Annotated in this window: 18 protein-coding genes and 1 tRNA gene; 9 read left to right on the forward strand and 10 right to left on the reverse strand. The window is 55.3% G+C overall.

What is annotated here, in order from left to right; genetic code table 11:
- Positions 1-73: 73 nt before the first annotated feature.
- The 3 genes from MELB17_RS14375 to htpG form a co-directional block, all read right to left on the reverse strand.
- The gene (locus MELB17_RS14375; RefSeq protein ID WP_007351009.1) at positions 74-1,081 is read right to left on the reverse strand and encodes a tRNA dihydrouridine synthase; all 1,008 of its coding nucleotides are present in this window, start codon (positions 1,079-1,081) and stop codon (positions 74-76) included.
- Between the two features lie 93 nt (positions 1,082-1,174).
- Positions 1,175-1,393: a DUF2835 domain-containing protein gene (locus tag MELB17_RS14380; protein ID WP_007351010.1), complete on the reverse strand. Its 219-nt coding sequence runs from the start codon at positions 1,391-1,393 to the stop codon at positions 1,175-1,177.
- 19 nt (positions 1,394-1,412) lie between these two features.
- Positions 1,413-3,305, reverse strand: a complete 1,893-nt coding sequence (gene htpG / locus MELB17_RS14385; protein WP_007351011.1) for a molecular chaperone HtpG — start codon at positions 3,303-3,305, stop codon at positions 1,413-1,415.
- Between the two features lie 201 nt (positions 3,306-3,506).
- On the opposite strand from htpG, the gene MELB17_RS14390 reads away from it, so the two are divergent.
- The 5 genes from MELB17_RS14390 (at position 3,507) to MELB17_RS14415 (ending at position 7,757) form a co-directional block, all read left to right on the forward strand.
- Entirely contained in the window at positions 3,507-4,796 is a 1,290-nt protein-coding gene (locus tag MELB17_RS14390; RefSeq protein WP_007351012.1) for a M48 family metalloprotease, read from the forward strand.
- Positions 4,797-4,964: 168 nt separating this feature from the next.
- Complete coding sequence (locus MELB17_RS14395) at positions 4,965-5,513, forward strand: hypothetical protein (RefSeq protein WP_007351013.1); 549 nt, start codon at positions 4,965-4,967, stop codon at positions 5,511-5,513.
- Positions 5,510-6,700, forward strand: a complete 1,191-nt coding sequence (locus tag MELB17_RS14400) for an iron-containing alcohol dehydrogenase (RefSeq protein WP_007351014.1) — start codon at positions 5,510-5,512, stop codon at positions 6,698-6,700. The genes MELB17_RS14395 and MELB17_RS14400 overlap by 4 nt, the downstream gene beginning before the upstream one ends.
- A 524-nt stretch (positions 6,701-7,224) precedes the next feature.
- Positions 7,225-7,485, forward strand: coding sequence for a type II toxin-antitoxin system RelB/DinJ family antitoxin (locus MELB17_RS14410; protein WP_007351016.1), 261 nt, complete (start codon positions 7,225-7,227; stop codon positions 7,483-7,485).
- Positions 7,485-7,757, forward strand: coding sequence for a type II toxin-antitoxin system mRNA interferase toxin, RelE/StbE family (locus MELB17_RS14415; protein ID WP_007351017.1), 273 nt, complete (start codon positions 7,485-7,487; stop codon positions 7,755-7,757). The genes MELB17_RS14410 and MELB17_RS14415 overlap by 1 nt, the downstream gene beginning before the upstream one ends.
- Positions 7,758-7,782: 25 nt before the next feature.
- On the opposite strand, the gene MELB17_RS24640 is transcribed toward MELB17_RS14415, so the two are convergent.
- From MELB17_RS24640 to MELB17_RS14430, 4 genes are all read right to left on the reverse strand, one after another.
- Entirely contained in the window at positions 7,783-7,956 is a 174-nt protein-coding gene (locus MELB17_RS24640) for a hypothetical protein (RefSeq protein ID WP_007351018.1), read from the reverse strand.
- Between the two features lie 134 nt (positions 7,957-8,090).
- Positions 8,091-8,456, reverse strand: coding sequence for a thiol-disulfide oxidoreductase DCC family protein (locus MELB17_RS14420; protein WP_007351019.1), 366 nt, complete (start codon positions 8,454-8,456; stop codon positions 8,091-8,093).
- 89 nt (positions 8,457-8,545) lie between these two features.
- Positions 8,546-11,044, reverse strand: a complete 2,499-nt coding sequence (locus MELB17_RS14425) for an ABC transporter permease (protein WP_007351020.1) — start codon at positions 11,042-11,044, stop codon at positions 8,546-8,548.
- Positions 11,044-11,772 carry an ABC transporter ATP-binding protein gene (locus MELB17_RS14430; RefSeq protein ID WP_007351021.1) on the reverse strand — a complete coding sequence of 243 codons (729 nt, stop codon included), beginning with the start codon at positions 11,770-11,772 and terminating at the stop codon, positions 11,044-11,046. The genes MELB17_RS14425 and MELB17_RS14430 overlap by 1 nt, the downstream gene beginning before the upstream one ends.
- Before the next feature lie 48 nt (positions 11,773-11,820).
- Here MELB17_RS14430 and MELB17_RS14435 point away from each other — a divergent pair, with 48 nt between their 5' ends.
- Both MELB17_RS14435 and MELB17_RS14440 read left to right on the forward strand, forming a co-directional pair.
- Positions 11,821-12,450: an arylesterase gene (locus tag MELB17_RS14435; protein WP_007351023.1), complete on the forward strand. Its 630-nt coding sequence runs from the start codon at positions 11,821-11,823 to the stop codon at positions 12,448-12,450.
- Positions 12,451-12,531: 81 nt separating this feature from the next.
- A tRNA-Asn gene (locus MELB17_RS14440) sits at positions 12,532-12,607 on the forward strand.
- Positions 12,608-12,663: 56 nt separating this feature from the next.
- On the opposite strand, the gene MELB17_RS14445 is transcribed toward MELB17_RS14440, so the two are convergent.
- A complete protein-coding gene (locus MELB17_RS14445; RefSeq protein ID WP_007351024.1) occupies positions 12,664-13,953 on the reverse strand; it encodes a M18 family aminopeptidase in 1,290 nt (429 codons plus the stop codon).
- A 79-nt stretch (positions 13,954-14,032) separates the two neighbouring features.
- Here MELB17_RS14445 and MELB17_RS14450 point away from each other — a divergent pair, with 79 nt between their 5' ends.
- A complete protein-coding gene (locus MELB17_RS14450; RefSeq protein ID WP_007351025.1) occupies positions 14,033-14,542 on the forward strand; it encodes a hypothetical protein in 510 nt (169 codons plus the stop codon).
- 147 nt (positions 14,543-14,689) lie between these two features.
- On the opposite strand, the gene rlmKL is transcribed toward MELB17_RS14450, so the two are convergent.
- Positions 14,690-16,897: a bifunctional 23S rRNA (guanine(2069)-N(7))-methyltransferase RlmK/23S rRNA (guanine(2445)-N(2))-methyltransferase RlmL gene (gene rlmKL, locus MELB17_RS14455; RefSeq protein ID WP_036184881.1), complete on the reverse strand. Its 2,208-nt coding sequence runs from the start codon at positions 16,895-16,897 to the stop codon at positions 14,690-14,692.
- Positions 16,898-17,218: 321 nt separating this feature from the next.
- On the opposite strand from rlmKL, the gene rmf reads away from it, so the two are divergent.
- Positions 17,219-17,431 carry a ribosome modulation factor gene (gene rmf, locus MELB17_RS23910; protein ID WP_007351027.1) on the forward strand — a complete coding sequence of 71 codons (213 nt, stop codon included), beginning with the start codon at positions 17,219-17,221 and terminating at the stop codon, positions 17,429-17,431.
- A 223-nt stretch (positions 17,432-17,654) separates the two neighbouring features.
- On the opposite strand, the gene MELB17_RS14465 is transcribed toward rmf, so the two are convergent.
- On the reverse strand, positions 17,655-18,674 hold the full coding sequence (locus MELB17_RS14465; RefSeq protein ID WP_036184883.1) for a quinone-dependent dihydroorotate dehydrogenase: 1,020 nt from the start codon (positions 18,672-18,674) through the stop codon (positions 17,655-17,657).
- Positions 18,675-18,852 lie beyond the last annotated feature (178 nt).

Here is an 18,852-nt window from a genome sequence, read left to right on the forward strand (position 1 = left end):
CTAGCATTAATATAATTTTCTTTGACTACCGCGGCAGTTAGCTTTTACCTATGACTGTGCAGGCGCGTCTGCCTTAGTTTAGACTGTTCGCAACATTCTGCTGTTGGCAGAAATCAATTAAGCGTTGATCGACGGCTGTGGCCTGATTAAGGAACTCGAACATAGGTGCCACTTCACGAATTTTTCGTGCCTGGGGCCAAAGGGCCTCGGCTTCGCTAAAACCCTGGCGTAAATAGTTCATCCATTGTTTGATGCGCCCGGTTACGTATTTGTCCTCCAGCCAGCCCTGAAGCGCGTACCCGTATTCTTGCACCAGAGCCAGTGCTTCCGGCCAGGTCATCAGCTCGATGCTTTCACCGCGCTGGCTGGCGCGAATTTGGCGTGCCAAATCCGGCCGCGCCACCAGGCCACGGCCAATCATTACATCGTCACAGCCAGACACTTCACGACAGCGCCAGTAGTCAGCCACCGTAAAAATATCACCGTTAGCGATTACCTTGGCCTTTACCGCTTCCCGCGCCTTGGCAATTTCTTCCCAGTAAGCAGGTGGCTTATAGCCGTCGGTTTTGCTGCGGGCGTGAATAACGATTTCCCCGGCGCCTGCGGCGTCCAGGGCTTGCGCGCAGGCCACGCCCATAGAGCGGTCGTCGTAACCCAGACGCATTTTGGCCGTCACCAAGATATCGGCTGGCACGGCCTGGCGCACGGCCGCGGTAATTTCATGCATTAGCTCAGGCTCACGCATCAACACACAACCGCCTTTATGCTTGTTCACGGTTTTGGCCGGGCAGCCAAAGTTGATGTCCACCTGGGTGGCGCCCAGTTCTGCGGCTTTAGCACCATGGCGGGCCATCATGTGCGGGTCGGAACCCAGCAGCTGAACCGCCACTGGCACGCCCACCCGGGTCAGCGAGTTGTTATGAAGTTCGGGCGCGTATTTGTAGAAAATCCGCGGCGGCAGCATGCCGTGGGTTACGCGAATAAATTCGGTTACGCACCGGTCAATACCGCCCACTTTGGTGAGAGTTTCACGGATAGGTGCATCCACCAGCCCTTCCATCGGGGCCAGAATAATTCGCATGAGCGCTCCAGAGCAGGTCAAAACAGCGGTGAAAAAGTGATAACAAAAGTGGCACTGAGGATGCCAAAAAATCAGGAGATAGAGAAGAAGGGATTATACGCGTTCTATGGTTTCAAACTTGCCTTGGTCGTTGAAGCTGATGCAAAAACTGCCACGAACGCCATCGTTCAGATAAAAACGAGAAAGAATTCGAGCCGGGAAACGGACAGAGCGTCCGTCCCGGGCCCGTGCGGTCACATCTTGTGCAAGGCCCTGGTAGAGCTTTATCCACTCGTCAGGGCCAATGCTGATGTCCACCACAATGCGTTGCATGGCTCGTATCCGGTCTGGCTTAGTTAGCCAGCTCCAACAGCAGACGGTTCAGGCGTGTTACGTAGGCGCCCGGGTCTTTCAGCTGTTCGCCACTGGCCAGGGTAGCCTGGTCAAGCAGAACCGCAGACAGCTCGCCAAAGCGATCTTCGCTCTGCTCACGCTCCAAGCGCTGCACCAGCGGGTGGTCCACGTTGATTTCGAAGATCGGCTTGCTGTCTGGCACGCTCTGGCCAGCGGCTTCCATAATCTTTTTCATCTGGGCGCCCATGTCGAAATCCGCCACTACCAGGCAAGCTGGTGAATCGGTCAGCCGGTTGGTTACGCGCACTTCTTGAACCCGTTCTTCCAAAGCCTTTTTTATGCGCTCGAGCAGGCCTTGATGTTCTTTGGTGGCTTCTTCCTGGTGCTTTTTGTCTTCTTCGGTTTCTACATCACCCAGATCCAGCTCGCCGCGAGCCACGTCCTGAAACTGCTTGCTGTCGAAGTCATTGAGGTAGCCCATCATCCATTCGTCAATGCGGTCAGATAGAATCAGCACTTCAATGCCTTTCTTGCGGAACACTTCCAGGTGCGGGCTGCTCTTGGCGGCCATGAAGTTGTCAGCAGTGATGTAGTAAATCTTTTTCTGGCCTTCTTTCATGCGGCCGATGTAGTGCTCCAAAGATACATTCTGGGCTTCTTCACCGGTGTGGGTAGAGGCAAAACGCAGCAGACCCGCAATTTTTTCGCGGTTACCGAAGTCTTCCGCCGGGCCTTCTTTTAGTACTGCACCAAATTCGTTCCAGAATTTCTGGTATTCGTCGCCTTCTTTCTTAGACAGCTTCGACAGCATGTCCAGAACTCGCTTGGTAACCGCGGTGCGAATGCTGGCGACGATGCTATCGTTCTGCAGAATTTCACGGGACACGTTCAGCGACAGATCGCTGGAATCAATTACACCCTTGGTGAAACGCAGGTACAGCGGCAGGAACTGTTCGGCGTCGTCCATAATGAACACGCGTTGAACGTAGAGTTTCAAGCCACGGGGTGTTTCGCGGTTGTACAGATCAAACGGCGCGCGGGCCGGAAGGTACAGCAGGCTGGTGTATTCCAGCTTGCCTTCCACTTTATTGTGAGACCAGCTCAAAGGGTCTTCAAAATCGTGGGAGATGTGCTTGTAGAACTCTTTGTATTCCTGGTCTTTAATTTCCGTGCGCGGCAGTGTCCAGAGCGCAGTGGCATCGTTGACCGTTTCGTCTTTGCCCTTTTGCTCTTCTTCCTCGGATTCAGACGCCATGACCACCGGGAACGAAATGTGGTCAGAGTACTTCTTTACCAGGTTGCGCAGGCGCATGCCATCGGCAAATTCTTTGGCTTCCGGCTTCAGCTGCAACACAATTTCGGTGCCACGCTCGGCGCGTTCAACGGTTTCGATGGTGAATTCACCGTCGCCTTTAGACGCCCAATGTACGCCTTCGGATGCGGGTGCACCGGCGCGGCGGGTAAACACGTCAACCTGGTCAGCCACAATGAATGACGAGTAAAAGCCTACACCAAACTGGCCGATCAGCTTGCTGTCTTTTTTCTCATCACCAGACAACTGCTTTAGGAAATCCGCGGTGCCGGAACGGGCAATAGTCCCCAGATTGCTGATCACGTCTTCGCGGGCCATACCAATGCCGTTATCACTCAAGGTGACGGTATTGGCTTCGGCATCGTACGCCAGGCGAATTTTGAGTTCGGAATCGCCTTCGTACAGGCCGTCGTCTTTCAGAGCGGCGAAGCGCAGCTTGTCTTCTGCGTCAGAAGCGTTGGAAACCAGCTCACGAAGGAAAATTTCCTTGTTGGAATACAAGGAGTGAATCATCAGCTGTAGCAGCTGCTTTACTTCGGTCTGAAAACCCAGAGTTTCTTTATGCGATTCAACCGTCATGGTGCGTATCTCTCCTGACTACTGTGGAACGTAAAATAAGTGGCGATTCGTGCGACGCCATGGATCATGGAAGCAGAAATGGGGCCACCCGGAGGCATTTCAAGGCTAACGAATCAGCGGATTTAACGTCAGTGAGTAGCAAGGCGGAACGCCACCTATGCTATAAAGCCCTCATAACTTGTGAATCAGCAGGAGCTCGCAGTGAACCCAATCACCAAATCCCAGATGTTGAAAGTCCTACTTACGGCGCTAACGCTGGCTTTTACGTTGGCCGGCTGCTCAGTCAATCCGGTCACCGGGGAACGCCAACTGTCCATTATTCCAGAAAATCAGGAATTGAGCATGGGTGCCGAGCAGTACAAACCCACCCAGCAAACCCAGGATGGGCAGTTTTATCTCGACCCTGAGCTGACCGTTTACGTTCGCGAAGTGGGCATGAAACTGGCGGCTGTGAGCGACCGGCCTGACCTGCCCTACGATTTTGTGGTGCTGAACAGCAGCGTGCCCAACGCCTGGGCCCTGCCCGGCGGCAAGATTGCCATTAACCGTGGCCTGTTGACCGAGTTCAGCGACGAAGCCCAGCTGGCCTCGGTGCTGAGCCACGAGATTGTGCACGCCGCTGCCCGCCACAGTGTGCAGCGTATGCAGCAGGCGCAGATTATAGGCTTAGGAGTGGGTGCTCTGGGCCTGGCGCTGACGGATAACGAATGGGCGGGCATGGTGATGGGCGGCGCGGCCGTTGGCGCACAACTTGCGCTGGCGCAGTACAGCCAGGGCGACGAACTGGAGTCCGACTATTACGGCATTCGCTATATGAAAGCGGCCGGCTATGACCCCCAGGCCGCTGTAGAGCTGCAGCAGATTTTTCTGGAAATGTCCAAGGGCCGCAGCGCCGGATTCATCGACGGACTGTTTGCTACTCACCCGCCATCCGCCAAAAGGGTGGCCGAGAACCGTAAGCTGGTGAGCGAAATCGGTGGCGGCGGCTATCGCGGTGAGGACGTATACCAGAAGAAAACCGCCCTGCTAAGAAAGCTGCAGCCCGCTTACGACGCCCACGACAAGGCGGTGGAATTGGCTGGTAAAAAAGAATACGCGGCAGCCATCGACAAAGTGAACCAGGCAATCAAGCTGGCCCCGCGAGAAGCTATGTTCTATAACCTGCGCGGGCGTTTGTACCAGCAGCAGGAAAATCTGGACAAAGCCGCTAAAGATTTTGACAAGGCAGTTGAGCTTTACCCGGAAATGTATGTGTACCGTATCTACAGCGGCTTGAACGCACTGGAACAGAATAACCTGAGCAAGGCCAAAGACAATCTGACCCAGGCCAACCAGTCGGTGCCTACATCCATCGCGTTTCTGCGCCTGGGAGACATTGCGGTGAAACAGAACGACCGTGGTGAGGCCATTGCGAACTACCGCACCGCTGCGCAGGCCGGTGGCGAAATCGGCCAGGAAGCTCAGGCCAAGTTGACGCGCCTGACCCAATAGCCCGTTAATCACAGTTTCTACAGCCGCAGACTTACACGCCTGCGGCTTTTTTTATGGCAAAAAATGATCATTGTCACGGCTTTGAGCGACAGCTCGGTAAGGCCGATTGACTTTATAGAGTAATCACTCTAAAAATACGCACAGTGACATTCACAGTGGGTAATAACCATGGCAACAAAGCACCTTCGGCCACTGGGCTCAAAAGCCAAGCGGTTATACGTAAACATTATGTTTCAGGTAATGGGCCGAGCCTTGCAGGCGGTCAGCGAAGTGGACGACGAGGTGTGCAATGAAGCGCGCCCACTGCCCACCGGTTTTCTATTTCAGATGATGGTGATGCCCAAGGGCGCCAGCCTGTTGATTGAGCACGTCGGCGACGGACGTTTTAAATACCACAGAGGAGAAGCGCCACGGCCAATCGACTTATCGATAAAATTCAAACACCTGGAACACGCATTTCTGGCGCTTTCTTTCCAGGAAAAAACCTCAGTGGCCTTCGCCAACGATCGCATGCTGGTGGATGGCGACATTAGTTACGCGGTGCGTATGACCCGCATTCTGAACCGCTTGGAAGCCTTTATTCTGCCAAAATTGGTGGCCAAACGCGCGGTGAAAGCCTATCCCCCAAATTTGCAGCTGCCTGAGAAACTCATCAGCGCAGCACGGATTTACCTGAAAGTTGCGACCCATTTCATCAAAACAGCGAGAGCATCATGAGCCGCCAATATTACGAGTTCTTCTGCCCGGTCAAAGTTATTGCCGGTAAAGCCGCTCTGGAACACATCCCCTACGAGCTGACCAGCATTGGAGCCAAGCGCCCGATGATTGTGACCGACAAGGGCGTGCGCGCGGCCGGCTTGCTAGACCCGGTAATTGCCGCCTGCGAAGACAGCGGTTTAGAAATCGTCTGCATTTTTGATGACGTGCCACCCGATTCGTCTATCAGCGTGGTGCGTACCATTGCCGCGCTTTACCGCAAAGAGAAGTGCGACTCGATCATCGCCGTAGGCGGTGGCTCGGCCATTGATACCGGTAAAGCGGTGAACATTCTGGTGTCCGCAGGCGGCGATGACCTGGCCAAATACAGCGGTGCCGGTGTGATCAAGAAACCGTTGAATCCGTTTTTTGTGGTGCCTACCACGGCAGGCACCGGCTCGGAAGTGACGTCTGTGGCGGTGATCACCGACGAGGTAAAAGGCGTAAAGCTGCCCTTTACCTCGTCATTTTTGCTGCCCAACGCCGCAATTATCGACCCACGAATGACCGTCACCCTGCCGCCGCACATCACTGCAGCCACGGCCATGGACGCCATGACTCACTCGGTGGAAGCCTTCACCTGCATGGCGAAGAACCCGCTCAGCGACGCTTATGCCACAGCAGCCATCAAAAAGGTCAGCCAGTTTCTGCCCAAGGTGATGGACAACCCCAAAGACGTCGACGGCCGCCTGGAGTTGGCGCAGGCATCTACTATGGCGGGCATCGCATTTTCCAACTCCATGGTGGGCCTGGTACACGCGCTTGGCCACGCCACGGGCGCTATCTGCCACCTGCCCCACGGCCTGTGCATGAGCCTGTACCTGCCCTACGTGCTGGAATACAACCTGGAAACCATTCGCCAGCCTTTGGGTGAGCTGTTGCTCTATTTGGATGGCCCGGAAGTGTATTCCGCCACGCCTTCCAGTCGCCGAGCCGAAGCCAGCATTGCCGCCCTTCGCAAGATGCGCAACACCCTGTATCAGCAGTGTGAATTGCCGCGCACCCTGAAAGAAAGCGGCAAGGTGACCCACGACCAGCTGGAAGCCATTGCCCAAATGGCGCTGGACGACGGCGCCATCATGTTCAACCCGAAAGAAGCCGATTTGAAAGACGTGCGTGCAGTATTGGAAAACGCTTGGGCCGGATAAGCCCGGGCGTTTCATGGAAATCGGCGATGCAGTCGAAAGGCTGCAACGTTGAGAACTGCGAAAGATTTATTTTCTTCTCTCAAGGCGGTGCTTATCGACCAGATGCGTCAATGTCGCACCCCCCTCATCTTCCCAGCGATCAATGCATTCCTTACCGGGCAAAATCTAAACCCCGTATCCAATGATTTCATCCTTGTTCATCTAAACGCCATGTTCGGCCCCGCAAAACTTGGCAAACCTCTACCCACGCTACGCCAAGACGCCAAGACGCCAAGACGCCAAGACGGTAAGACGGTAAGACTGTAAGACTGTAAGACTGTAAGACTGTCACACTTTCAATACTATTCCGTACAAGATGCTGTACAACAAGCGGTGTCCTGAGCCTGAATAACCCACCACTGACACAAAAAATTGCACACAGACTCAGAAGCAGCGCAGCCGAGGGAGCGGCATTTAGGAAGTGATCTTGATAGCGTGGCTCATCTGAGCTACATTATTAGAGTCACTTATACAGAGAAAATATCATGGCTGCTAACGACGTTGTCCGCGCTCGAATTGATCGGCACCTAAAAGATGAGGCCACCGCGATACTGGCCACTATGGGGCTTACCGTGTCTGATTTCGTACGCATCGGCCTGACTAAAGTGGTCAGCGAGCAAGGTTTGCCGTTCGAGATGCGCGTACCCAACCGGCTGACCGCCGAGACTCTCGTCAAAAGCGAACGCGGCGAGGATTTGCACCGAGCCGAAAGCGCCGAGTCACTGTTCGATGAGCTAGGCATCTGATGCTCAATCCCGTCTATTCCGGCCAGTTCAAGCGTGACCTGAAGGCCGCTAAGAAGCGCGGCAAGGATATGGAAAAGATCAAACAGCCGATGCGACTACTGCTTGAGGGTCAGCCCTTGCCAGCGGAGTACAAAGACCATCCGCTCAAGGGGGAATGGCGCAGCTTCCGCGATGCCCACATCGAACCGGATTGGCTGCTCATCTACAAGATCGATGGTGATGATGTGCGCTTCGAGCGCACGGGCCGGCACACGGATCTATTTGACGAGTGACCGGCTTGGCAGCGCAGGAAGTCCATCAAAACCACCCCTGCTCCGCCATGATCGCACCGATCAGCGCAACCGGATAGCCTGCAGCCTCCATGCGGAGCGGCAGGACAACGCCCAGTAGACTGTTGCCGGCAGTGAAGGCAACAGTACCAACCAGAAGAGATTTTACAGAGGCAAGAACCTCCCGCACGTTTTGTGTCATCAACCGGACTCCAAATCATTGTGTCAGAATCTGCAACGTGCGGTAGCCAGTCGGCACCGACATAAGACCAAAAGTTGGCGCGTTCCACCAAACACATGGTCGTTCCCGAAGGGAGGGGTGCGGATTAATGAAAGTCAGGCACGGGACAGGAGCCTCTGCGCGACCCACCGATGGTATAACCACGCCAACATGGGGCGCACCACAGGCAAGGCGATTAACCATGCCAATGGCTTTAAAATTGTAACTCGAGACATTAAGAGGATGTAGGCGTCTATTTCGCGATGCACTTGGCCTTGTGCATCCTTAACGTGTAATTCCCGCAACGCTTTATCTGGATGAATACCCTGCTGAAGAAGCTCCTCATCACGTCCGGTAATATCCAGCCACTCAACGGCTTCTCCTGTTCTACCCGCCAGCTTTTCGTACCAGCGGCGATCGCGGATGCAGACAGGACACGAGCCATCATAAAAAACGATCAGTTTTCCCGATGATCTGTTCATAAAGAATCTCCCAGTAATACAGGACGCTTTATGAAGACTCTACCATGACGGTACGTGACTGGGTTGCGCGCAGCCAAATGGCTGCGCCGTTAAAGTTGCAAAGCTACTCCAGCCGCCGCACAGCAGCATCGCGACACGGTTAACACCGGACGCAACTGCCAGCGTCCGAACAGCGACAGCACCACCGCACTGATAAATGGAATTGGTAGCACGACCAGCCAGTGAACACGGAAATCCCTTTCAAACATTTTCATCTGAAGCGCAAAGACCGCGGCTTCAGCCGCAACAACGCCGAGAATACCAGCAAAACCTCCTAGCAACGCGAATTCCAGCATGGTTGCCCGCACCAGCAAACTCTGACGACCGCCCAAGGTACGCAGCAGCGCCCCTTCGCGCTGGCGATCCTGCAAGGTGGCGCTGACTACCGCCGCCATCACCACCAGCGCAGCTGCTAAAATCAACCCTAAAATAGCCTCGATGGCTTGGGTAATTTGCACCACAATCAGCTGAATGCGTTCGATAATATTGTCAACCTCAAGCACCGATACTGTGGGGAATTGGCGGGAGAATGCGTTCAGTTCATTTTTCGCCGTTTTCGGCAAAAAGAAACTGGTGATCCAGGTTGCCGACAACTGGCGCAGACTGCTATCTGGCGAAAACGCTACGTAGAAGTTGGGTGTCATACTGTCCCACTGCACGCTGCGGATACTGGTCACGGTTTCAGTGATCTGCTCCGAACCAATGGTAAAGGTCAGTACGTCACCCGGCGTAATGCCAAGCTTGCCAGCCAGCTCAGATTCCACCGATACGCCATCCGTTTTGCCCGGGGCGAACCATTCACCATCCACAATGCGGTTGTTTTCTGGCAGCGTATCCATCCAGGTCAGATTCAGCTCGCGGTTCAACGCATTCACCCGTTCGTCTTTACTCACCGCTTCTTTTATCGGTTTGCCGTTGAGCAACGTCAGGCGGCCACGCACCATGGGGTACATAGCGTCCAGAGGCTGGCCGCGGCTGTTCCAGAATTCGTCGATATCGTTCACGGCCTGAGGGCTTATATTCACCATAAAGTGATTGGGCGCGCCTTCAGGCAGCTGCGCACGCCAGTCGTCCAGCAAAGAGGTGCGCACCAAAATCAGGGTGGTGGCCAGCATCAGCGTCATGGCGAATACAGCAATTTGCGACAAGCTCGCCTGACGGTGTCGGTAAAGACCCAACAACGCCAGGCGCCAGGCGTTGCCGCCGCCGCGCACTGTGCGCAAGCCCAGCACCAACATCCAGCCCAGCAACACCAAAGTGGACAGAAGTAGGCCCAGGCCCACTAATAACGCCAGCACCAACTGCACATCGCCGGCGTAAGCCCACACCAAACCAAACACACCCACGATACCGATGATAAAGTCGGGCACCAGCTCGCGCCGGGATTCCCCTGGCTGGCTGCGCAGCACCCGCATAGCGGGAACTTTGCGCAGGCGGCGTATGGGCGGGTAAGCAAAAGCGAACAGCGACACAAGGGCCGTCAGAACCGCCGGCGTTAGAGCCTTTGGGTCAAGGTAAACGTCAACAGGCTGATCCAGCACATCACCTAATATCCGACTCAGGCCCCAGAACAGCGGTAAGGCCACCAGTAAACCACCGACCATGCCGACAACGCCCCAAACGGCCAGTCGGCGCAGGTACAAACGGCCGATGCGAGGGCTGCCGACGCCCAAGGTTTTCAGCAAAGCTACCGTATCGCGCTGCGACAAGGCGTATTGACGACTGGCCACTGCCACCGCCACCGCGGCCAGGAGTACGGCCAGGCTGCCGCCCAGCAGCAGGAAGCTTTCGGCCCGCTCCAGTGAGGCCGACAGGGTTTCACCGTCGCGCACACTGCGCCATTCCTGGCTGGATTGCAGCTGGGGTTTTAGCCACTGCTCAAAACCCGATAGCTCAGCCGCACCGCCGGCGAACAGATACACAAAGCTGACCCGGCTGCCTTCTTGCAGAACGCTGGTCGATGCTACATCAGCTTGGTGCATCATCACCCGTGGCGCCAACGCTGCCATGCTGAAGCCACCGTCAGGCTCGCGCTCCAGCAGACTGCCGATCACCAACTTGCGAGTGCCCAACTCAAGTTCATCGCCCACATTCAATTCCAGCAAGCGCAGCAAGCGCGGGTTTATCCAAACCTCACCGGGAGCAGGGCCAGATTTCAGGGTTTGCCGTGGCTCATCCAAACTCGTGCGAATTTCGACTTCGCCACGCAGCGGATAACCATCGCTCACCGCTTTCACCGAAACCAGTTGGAAGTTGCCACCGCCAAACACCATGGTAGAAAACTGGGTCATTTCAGCCGTTTCCAATCCACGCTGCTGCGCCTCAACGAGCCAGGCCGGCGGCAGTGGTTGGCCGTTTTCCGATTCCAGCTGGCGGTCAGCCGCCAGGAACGAGCTGGCCGATGACACCAGAGTGCGTTGCAACTGGCTGGCAAACAGCGCGATGGTGGCCACCGTGGCCACGGCAATAATCAGCGCCGCCAGCACCACCCGAACATCCCGCTCGCGCCATTCACGGCGCACCGACTGCAATTTACCGGTAGCCGCCATCAGCTTACTGCCTTCTGGCGGGTTTCCGGCTCGCTCAACACGCCACCCTCAATGTGGAACTGTCGGCCACAGCGGACCGCCAGCTGTTCGTCATGAGTAACCATCACCAGGGTGGTGCCCTGCTCGCGGTTCAGTGCCATCAGCAAATCCGATACGTCTTTGCCGGTACGGTTATCGAGATTGCCGGTAGGTTCATCGGCGAATAGGATCGCAGGTTCGCAAGCGAAGGCGCGGGCGATAGCCACCCGCTGCTGCTCGCCACCGGATAACTGCCGCGGGGTATGCGTCAGACGCTCGCCCAAGCCTACCCGTTGCAAAAGCTCCCGCGCTCGCGCTTCGGCATTTTGGCGACCGGCCAGTTCCAGCGGCAACATCACGTTTTCAAGAGCGGTCAGAGCCGGCAATAATTGAAATGACTGAAACACAAAGCCAACTCTTTGGGCCCGCAGCGCGGCGCGTTCGTCTTCGCCCAGAGCGCTGATGTTTGCACCATCCAGTTCAATACTGCCTTCGCTCGGCGTGTCCAGCCCGGCCAGCAAGCCCAGCAAGGTGGTTTTTCCGGAGCCGGAGCGCCCGACAATAGCGACGGAGTCGCCCTGATTGATTTCCAGGTTGACTCCTTGCAAGATCGTTAGCGTATTGGATTCAAGGTCCACCTTGTGTGTCAGCTTGCTGATCCGCAATATCACGTGGGGGTTCGGTGGCGTCTGGTCATTAGATTGATTCACGGCTCTGGTTAATCCTGTCCTGTGGCGAAAAATTTGGGAGACTACGCAGTGTTTAAGAATACGGTTTTACCGGCGGTCAGATCATTTGCACTGCTGCTTGTGCTGGTTATGACGCCTGGTTTTATCAGTGCCAACACCCTGCTGGTAATGGGCGACAGCCTAAGCGCGGCCTACGGCGTACCGGAAGAAACCGCCTGGGTAAATTTGCTGCGCCAACGCCTGGCCGATAATGGCCACAGCGACTGGAGCGTGGTGAATGCCAGCATCAGTGGCGAAACCGCCGACGGCGGCGCCCGCCGGCTGCCGGGTTTATTGAGCAAGCACCAACCGCAACTGGTGATTGTGGAGCTGGGTGGCAACGATGGCCTGCGCGGTTTTCCACCGCAGGTGATCGAAAAAAACCTGGCCTTGATGCTTAAAAACAGCCAGCAGGCCGGCGCCCAAACCCTTCTGGTGGGTATGCAAATACCCCCCAATTACGGCGACCGTTACACCCAAGCTTTCGCCGCTATTTTCGGAGATTTGGCGCAACGCTACGATTCCGCACTGGTGCCCTTTTTTCTGGACGACATTTACAACGTTGACAGCTTAATGCAAAGCGATGGCATTCACCCTACGGAACCGGCCCAAAGCATTTTGCTGGATAATGTGTGGCCCCACCTGGTACCTTTGCTTTGAGCCACCGCTAACAAACCTTTTATTTCAGGGTGTTGACTCCGGGGCTCAAAGCGAATAACATCCGCGCCGACTTGATGCTGTTCCCTGATAGCTCAGTTGGTAGAGCAACGGACTGTTAATCCGTTTGTCGCTGGTTCGAGCCCAGCTCGGGGAGCCAATTATTTTAAAATGCCGCTGATTCGAAAGAATCAGCGGCATTTTTCGTTCTGGCCTTCAAAAAACCTGGGGGCTTTGGTAAAAACCGGTCAATACTTTGAACAACGTATAGGCGTCGTCGGCACCAATCATCTCGCGAATGGAATGCATACCAAACTGGGGCACGCCAATATCCAGGGTGGTCACACCCAGATTCGCGGCTGTCAGCGGTCCTATGGTGCTGCCACAGCCCATATCGCTGCGCACAACGAAAGTTTGATGGGGCAGGCCCAACTGGTCACTCAGGTGACGATAAACCGCCGCCGAACGGCTGTTGGTCGCATAACGCTGATTGTGATTTACTTTGATTACCGGGCCGGCGTTTAGCTGCGGGCCGTGATTCTCGTCGTGCTTGTCCATAAAATTCGGATGGATGCCGTGGGCGTTGTCCGCCGAAATCATCATTGAATGGGCAATCGCACGGTTTTTTCCGGCGCCACACCAGCGCTCCAGCACCGAGCTTAAAAAAGGCCCCTGGGCACCTTCGGCAGACATACTGCCCACTTCTTCGTGGTCGTTGCACACAAGTAACGCCGGCTGTTCACCGGTTGCTTCCAGCAATGCTTGCAAGCCGATGTAACAGCTCAACAAATTATCCAGCCGAGCTGAAGCAATAAAGTTATTGCGCAGACCTACAAAGCCCGCTTGCTGCACATCGTAAAAGCTCAGTTCGTAGCCCAGAATACGCTCTGCGGTAACGCCCTTCTCGGCTTTCAGCTGAGTGATCAACAGGCTGGAAAAATCGGTGGTGTCGTCTTCAGGCACCTGCATCAGCACCGGCGGCAAATCGGTTTGCGGGTTCACCGTGCGGTTGCTGTTGGCTTCGCGGTCCAGATGAATGGCCAGGCTGGGTATAAACGCCACCGGCTTGCGAAAGTCGATCAGCGCATCTTGCACTTGCCCGTTGCCGTCAACGTAAGTGACTCGCCCGGCCAGGGAAAGATCGCGATCAAACCACGGATTCAGCAAGGCACCGCCGTAGACTTCAACGCCCAGCTGCAAGAAGCCTTTGCGACGGAGTACCGGATTGGGCTTTACTTTCAGGCACGGGCTGTCAGTGTGAGCGCCAACCATGCGCACGCCGGCTTTGGTTGTGTCCGTATTGCCAGTACGAAAGGCCACAATCGACGAGCCGTTGCGAATGACGTAATAACCGGTGCCGGCTTGCAGTGACCAGTCATCTTTTTCATCCAGCGGATGAAAACCCGCGCTGTCCAGCTGCTTTTTCATGGTAGCAACAGCGTGCCACGGCGTTGGTGACTGGTTCAGAAACGAAAGCAGATCGTTGTTGAAATCAATGTGTTCCATGGTGTCCTTAATTCAATAATAATAGCGCCAACACTATGTTATGCAGCCCCAGATACTCAATCCTACAGGAGCCCAGCCCTTGGCCAAACCGTGTTTTCTCGATATTGAATACTATCAGGATGACGACACCCTATTCCCCACTGCCATGGCTTGGTCGCTGGTGGATGGCACCATGAAAACCGTGGTTATTGCACCAGAAGACGACTGGCTGCCAGAAGACGGCGACACCGGCGGTATCGACCTGAACTACCTTGAAGAACAAGGAGTACCACTGATAGAACTGACCCGCGAACTGCACCAGGACTTGCCCGACCAGACGGTTTACGTAGACGGTCTGGATCCGGACGAAATTCTGATCGACCGGATTTTCACGGCGATCGGCCAGGATGCGCCTTTTGAAATCGCACCGATCACCGACCTGATCATCGGCGTAGACAGCGAAACCCTGGAAGACGAACGCCGCGCCCTGCTGATTGAGGAAGGTCTGGAACCGCAGCTGCCGGAAAACGGCGTGTATGCGCTGCTAATGTTGGCCCAACACTACGGCGTATTGGGCGACGACGGATTCACCGAAGGGACGGATTCCTAGGGGACGGATTTGAAATCCGTCCCCGGTCCTGATCTTGATCCCTTAGGGACAGATTTGAAATCTGTCCCTGTCCTGGTCATGGTCTCTAGGGGACAGATTTGAAATCTGTCCCCGGTCTGTCCCCGGTCTGGCGCTGTTCCCTCAGCCTTAGCCAACGTAAAAGGCGCTCGCATCTCGCGCTTGCAGCGGGTGGCGTATGTTCCAGCAGCGGTGAATACGCGGGTTGCGCTGAAAATCTTTGTCGATGGTGCTTTTGCTGATCTCCTCCACCGCAAACTCCGCGCTGACTTCGTCGTCTAGCTTGAAACGGCGGAAGTTGTTGGAGAACACCAGCAGGCCATCATTGGTCAAGCGCTGCATGGCCTGGCGAATCAGCTTGGCATGATCTTTCTGAATATCCAGAACCCCAATCATTTTCGCCGAGTTGGAAAAAGTGGGTGGGTCCATAAAAATCAAATCAAAACGCTGGTCTGGCTTGGGCTTGCTTGCGAGCCACGCCAGACAATCTACGGCGTCCACCTGATGCTTGCGCGGATCAGCGTGGTTCAATTCCAGGTTATCTTTGGCCCAGCTGACGTAGGTGTGCGACATATCCAGGCTCAAAGAGCGGCTGGCACCGCCGGCAATCGCGTGCACCGTGGCCGCGCCTGTGTAACAGAAAAGATTCAGAAAGCGCTTACCGCGGGCATTCTGCTGAATCCACTGGCGCAGCGGGCGGTGGTCTAGAAACAAACCGGTATCCAGGTAGTCTTTCAAATTCACTTTTAGCGTACAGCCGTGTTCCTGTACCTCGAAAAACTCGCCGCTGGCCGCCTGCTTTTCATACTGACTGGTGCCGGTTTGACGCAGGCGCTGCTTGCACACCAAGCGGTCACGCGCAATGCCCAGCGCTTCGGGGATCACCGCCAGGGCTTCTGACAGACGCTCACGAGCAGCACGCTCGTCGATGGTTTTGGGCGCCATGTATTCCTGCACGTGCACCCAATCATTGTAGATATCAATCGCCAATGCGTATTCCGGCATGTCGGCGTCGTACAGGCGGTAACAGCTGATGTTCTGTTTGCGTGCCCACTGACCAATGCTTTTGACGTTCTTTTTCAAGCGGTTCGCCAGCATGGCCGCGCGCTCTTCGTTGGCAATGCGCGGCAGGATTTCACCCGGCGCTGCCGGATCTTTCGGAATACGCGCGCTGGCCTCATCTACCGTGAACAACAGCAGTTGGGCCGGCAGCTTACCGTTGAACAGCTTGTACTGTTTAAAACTGCGCAAGCCAATGGATTTACCGAATTCCGGCGCTCCGGTAAACACTCCCAGCCGCCAGTTTGGCGTTACCCGTTTTACCGCCGCGCCTAAGGCCTGATAAATCTCTGCCAGTGACTTACGCTCACTCAGGCGTTCACCGTAAGGAGGGTTGGTCATTACCAGGCCCTGTTCGGCCCAGTCACCGCTGAGTTCGAGCTCTTGCAGCGGTATTTCTGTGAGCTCAACAATGCTGTCCAGCCCCGCCCGCTGCAAGTTGTTGCGTGCCGTTGACAATACCCGGCGATCTTCGTCAAAGCCGGCAATGCGCGGTATGCGACCTTGTTTGCCGGCATGGGCACGGCGTTCCACTTCCTGGCGTAGCGACATCCACAGTTCAGCATCGTGGCCCAGCCATTTTTCGAAACCAAAACCGTCTTGGCGGCGGCCCGGCGCAATGTCCAGAGCCATCAGCGCAGCTTCAATCAACAGCGTGCCGGAGCCGCACATTGGGTCAATAAAATCACCGCCGGCGGCGACCGTTTCGGGCCAGCCAGACCGAATCAGCAGCGCAGCTGCCAGATTTTCCTTAAGCGGCGCCTGGCCCTGCTCGGCGCGATAGCCTCGCTGATGCAGACTGTGCCCACTCAAATCAATGCCGAGAGTCAATTGGCCGCGGTGCAAGCGCGCCGACACAATCACATCGGGCGTTTTGGCCTCTACCGCCGGGCGCTTACCTCCGTTGGCCGTAAAGCGATCGACAATGCCGTCTTTCACCCGTTGTGCGCCATACTGGGTATTGCGAATAGCTTCGTTCTCGCCAATAAAATTCACTTTGAAGCTGCCGCTAACCGCAATGTGCTGCTGCCAGTCCAGATGCACCACGCCGTCATACAACTCGTCATCGCTGGTTGCGGCGACTTCCGCCACGTGCAGGATGACCCGGTTCGCCAGGCGTGACCACACGCAAGCGCGGTATCCCCCTTCCAACGTGCCCTCCACCCACACACCAGCGGGCGCGTGGCGAACCAAGCTTAGACCGAAGCCGTCCAGCTCGTCCGCCAGCAAATATTCAACGCCTTTTGGGCAGGTTACAAAAAAGAGAGGTAGGGACAAGTGGAACTCCTGGTTTTGTCGGGACGGCTAAGTTTCTGGAATTGGGCTCATTAACCACTTTAGGGTTAATTTTTATGCGTATAGCATCTAAAAAATAAACTTCTTAGATCGAAATAGTGTTGTACTTTAACAGTCAGTTCGGCATACCTTGTACTTGACGCGTCGTTTCGGGGCAATTGCCCCCAGTAACAGGATCCTGACTGCTCTGGTGTGAGCTGGCAATAGTGGGTTGTAGCGAAAACCATTTCGCCACTCCGTTTGTCGATACCTCTGCAGAATGTGTACACGCTTGTTTCTGTTAATCCATCAGTGAGGAACGGCATGAAAAGACAGAAAAGAGACATGGTCGCTCGAGCATTCAAGCGGGGTTATCTCGCAGGAGTGTCCGGTAAATCAAAAGACAGCTGTCCCATTGAACAAGCTGAAATTCGTCAAGAATGGCTAAATGGGTGGCGAGAAGGCCGCACAGATCAATGGGATGGTTTGACCGGTGTCTCTGGCATCCATCGATTAGCCACCGTCACCACTGCGTGATGGACGTAGTGGTTAAGTTTATCATTAACGACATTACATAATTAAGTTCGGTGTTTGTACGCAACCCACTAATCGGAGCAATCTGAAAACTGGATGAGTAGTCGATAAAACCGAACGGGGCCACCCGCCCCGTAAAATCGCGGTAAACCGCAGGGGACTGTAGTTCCCCAAAAAGGGCTCGCTTAGCGGGCCCTTCTTTTATGGGTAACATTTGGGCATTCCCTCAACCCAACGCTTTAATCGCCGCTGCCGCTTCGCCAATCAGCCCAGGACCCCTGTATATAAAACCGGTATAGATTTGCACCAATTTAGCACCCGCCTGAATTTTCTCCGCCGCGCTGGCGCCATCAGTAATTCCGCCCACACCGATAATCGGCAGCCGTTCACCCAACTCGGCGTGCAGTCCGCGAATAACGCGTAATGAGGGTTCGCGTACCGGCGCACCGCTTAGGCCACCGGCTTCGTTACAGTGATTGTGGCCGGCCACGGCTTCGCGACTAATAGTTGTGTTAGTCGCAATCACCCCATCCAGTCCGCTTTCCACCAGCGCCGTTGCCACAAACCGGATGCCGGCGTCGTCCATATCCGGCGCAATTTTCACCGCGATGGGCACATAACGGCCATGCTCTTTTTGGCAGCTGAGTTGTTCATCTTTTACAGCGGCCAACAACTGCTTCAGCGAATCACCAAATTGCAGGTCCCGCAGGCCTGGTGTATTGGGCGATGAAACGTTGACCGCAATATAGTCGGCGCGGTTATACACGGCGGTGATGCACTTGCGGTAATCCAGCGCCGAGTCTTGGTCCGGGGTGTTTTTATTCTTACCCACGTTGATACCCAGCACCCCGCGAAATTTTCGGCGGTCTACCTGGGCCAGTAAACGCCCCAAGCCTTGGTTATTAAAACCCATGCGGTTAATAATGGCCTGGTGTTCGGGCAAGCGAAACAGTCGGGGCTCGGGGTTGCCGGGCTGAGCCAAGGGCGTGACCGTGCCCACTTCAATAAAACCAAAGCCGAGATCGCCCAAAGCGTCCATATGATCGGCATTTTTATCCAGCCCCGCCGCCAATCCCACCGGGTTGGGAAACTCCAGACCCATCACCGTTACCGGGTGTGCAGGAACAGCCGGCGCCAAATACTTCAGCACGCCCAACCGATGGGCCATATCCAGCCCTTTCAAGCTAAGATTGTGCGCCCGCTCTGGCGGCAATTTGAACAGCAGGTTGCGAATCATCCCGTACATCAAAACACCCTCAAAGATACTCTTACAGATACGCTCAAAAATAGTCTCAAACACACGCGCCAAGACACACGCTAAAAATTCGTGTGAGGAGTATACCGGAAGTTTTCCACAGCATCCTGCTCGGTTAGGTGCGGTTCGAATTTCGTCGTAACTCATTGTCTGGTTGGCTCCAATCAGG

This window comes from Marinobacter sp. ELB17, assembly GCF_000169375.1.
Lineage (GTDB): Bacteria > Pseudomonadota > Gammaproteobacteria > Pseudomonadales > Oleiphilaceae > Marinobacter.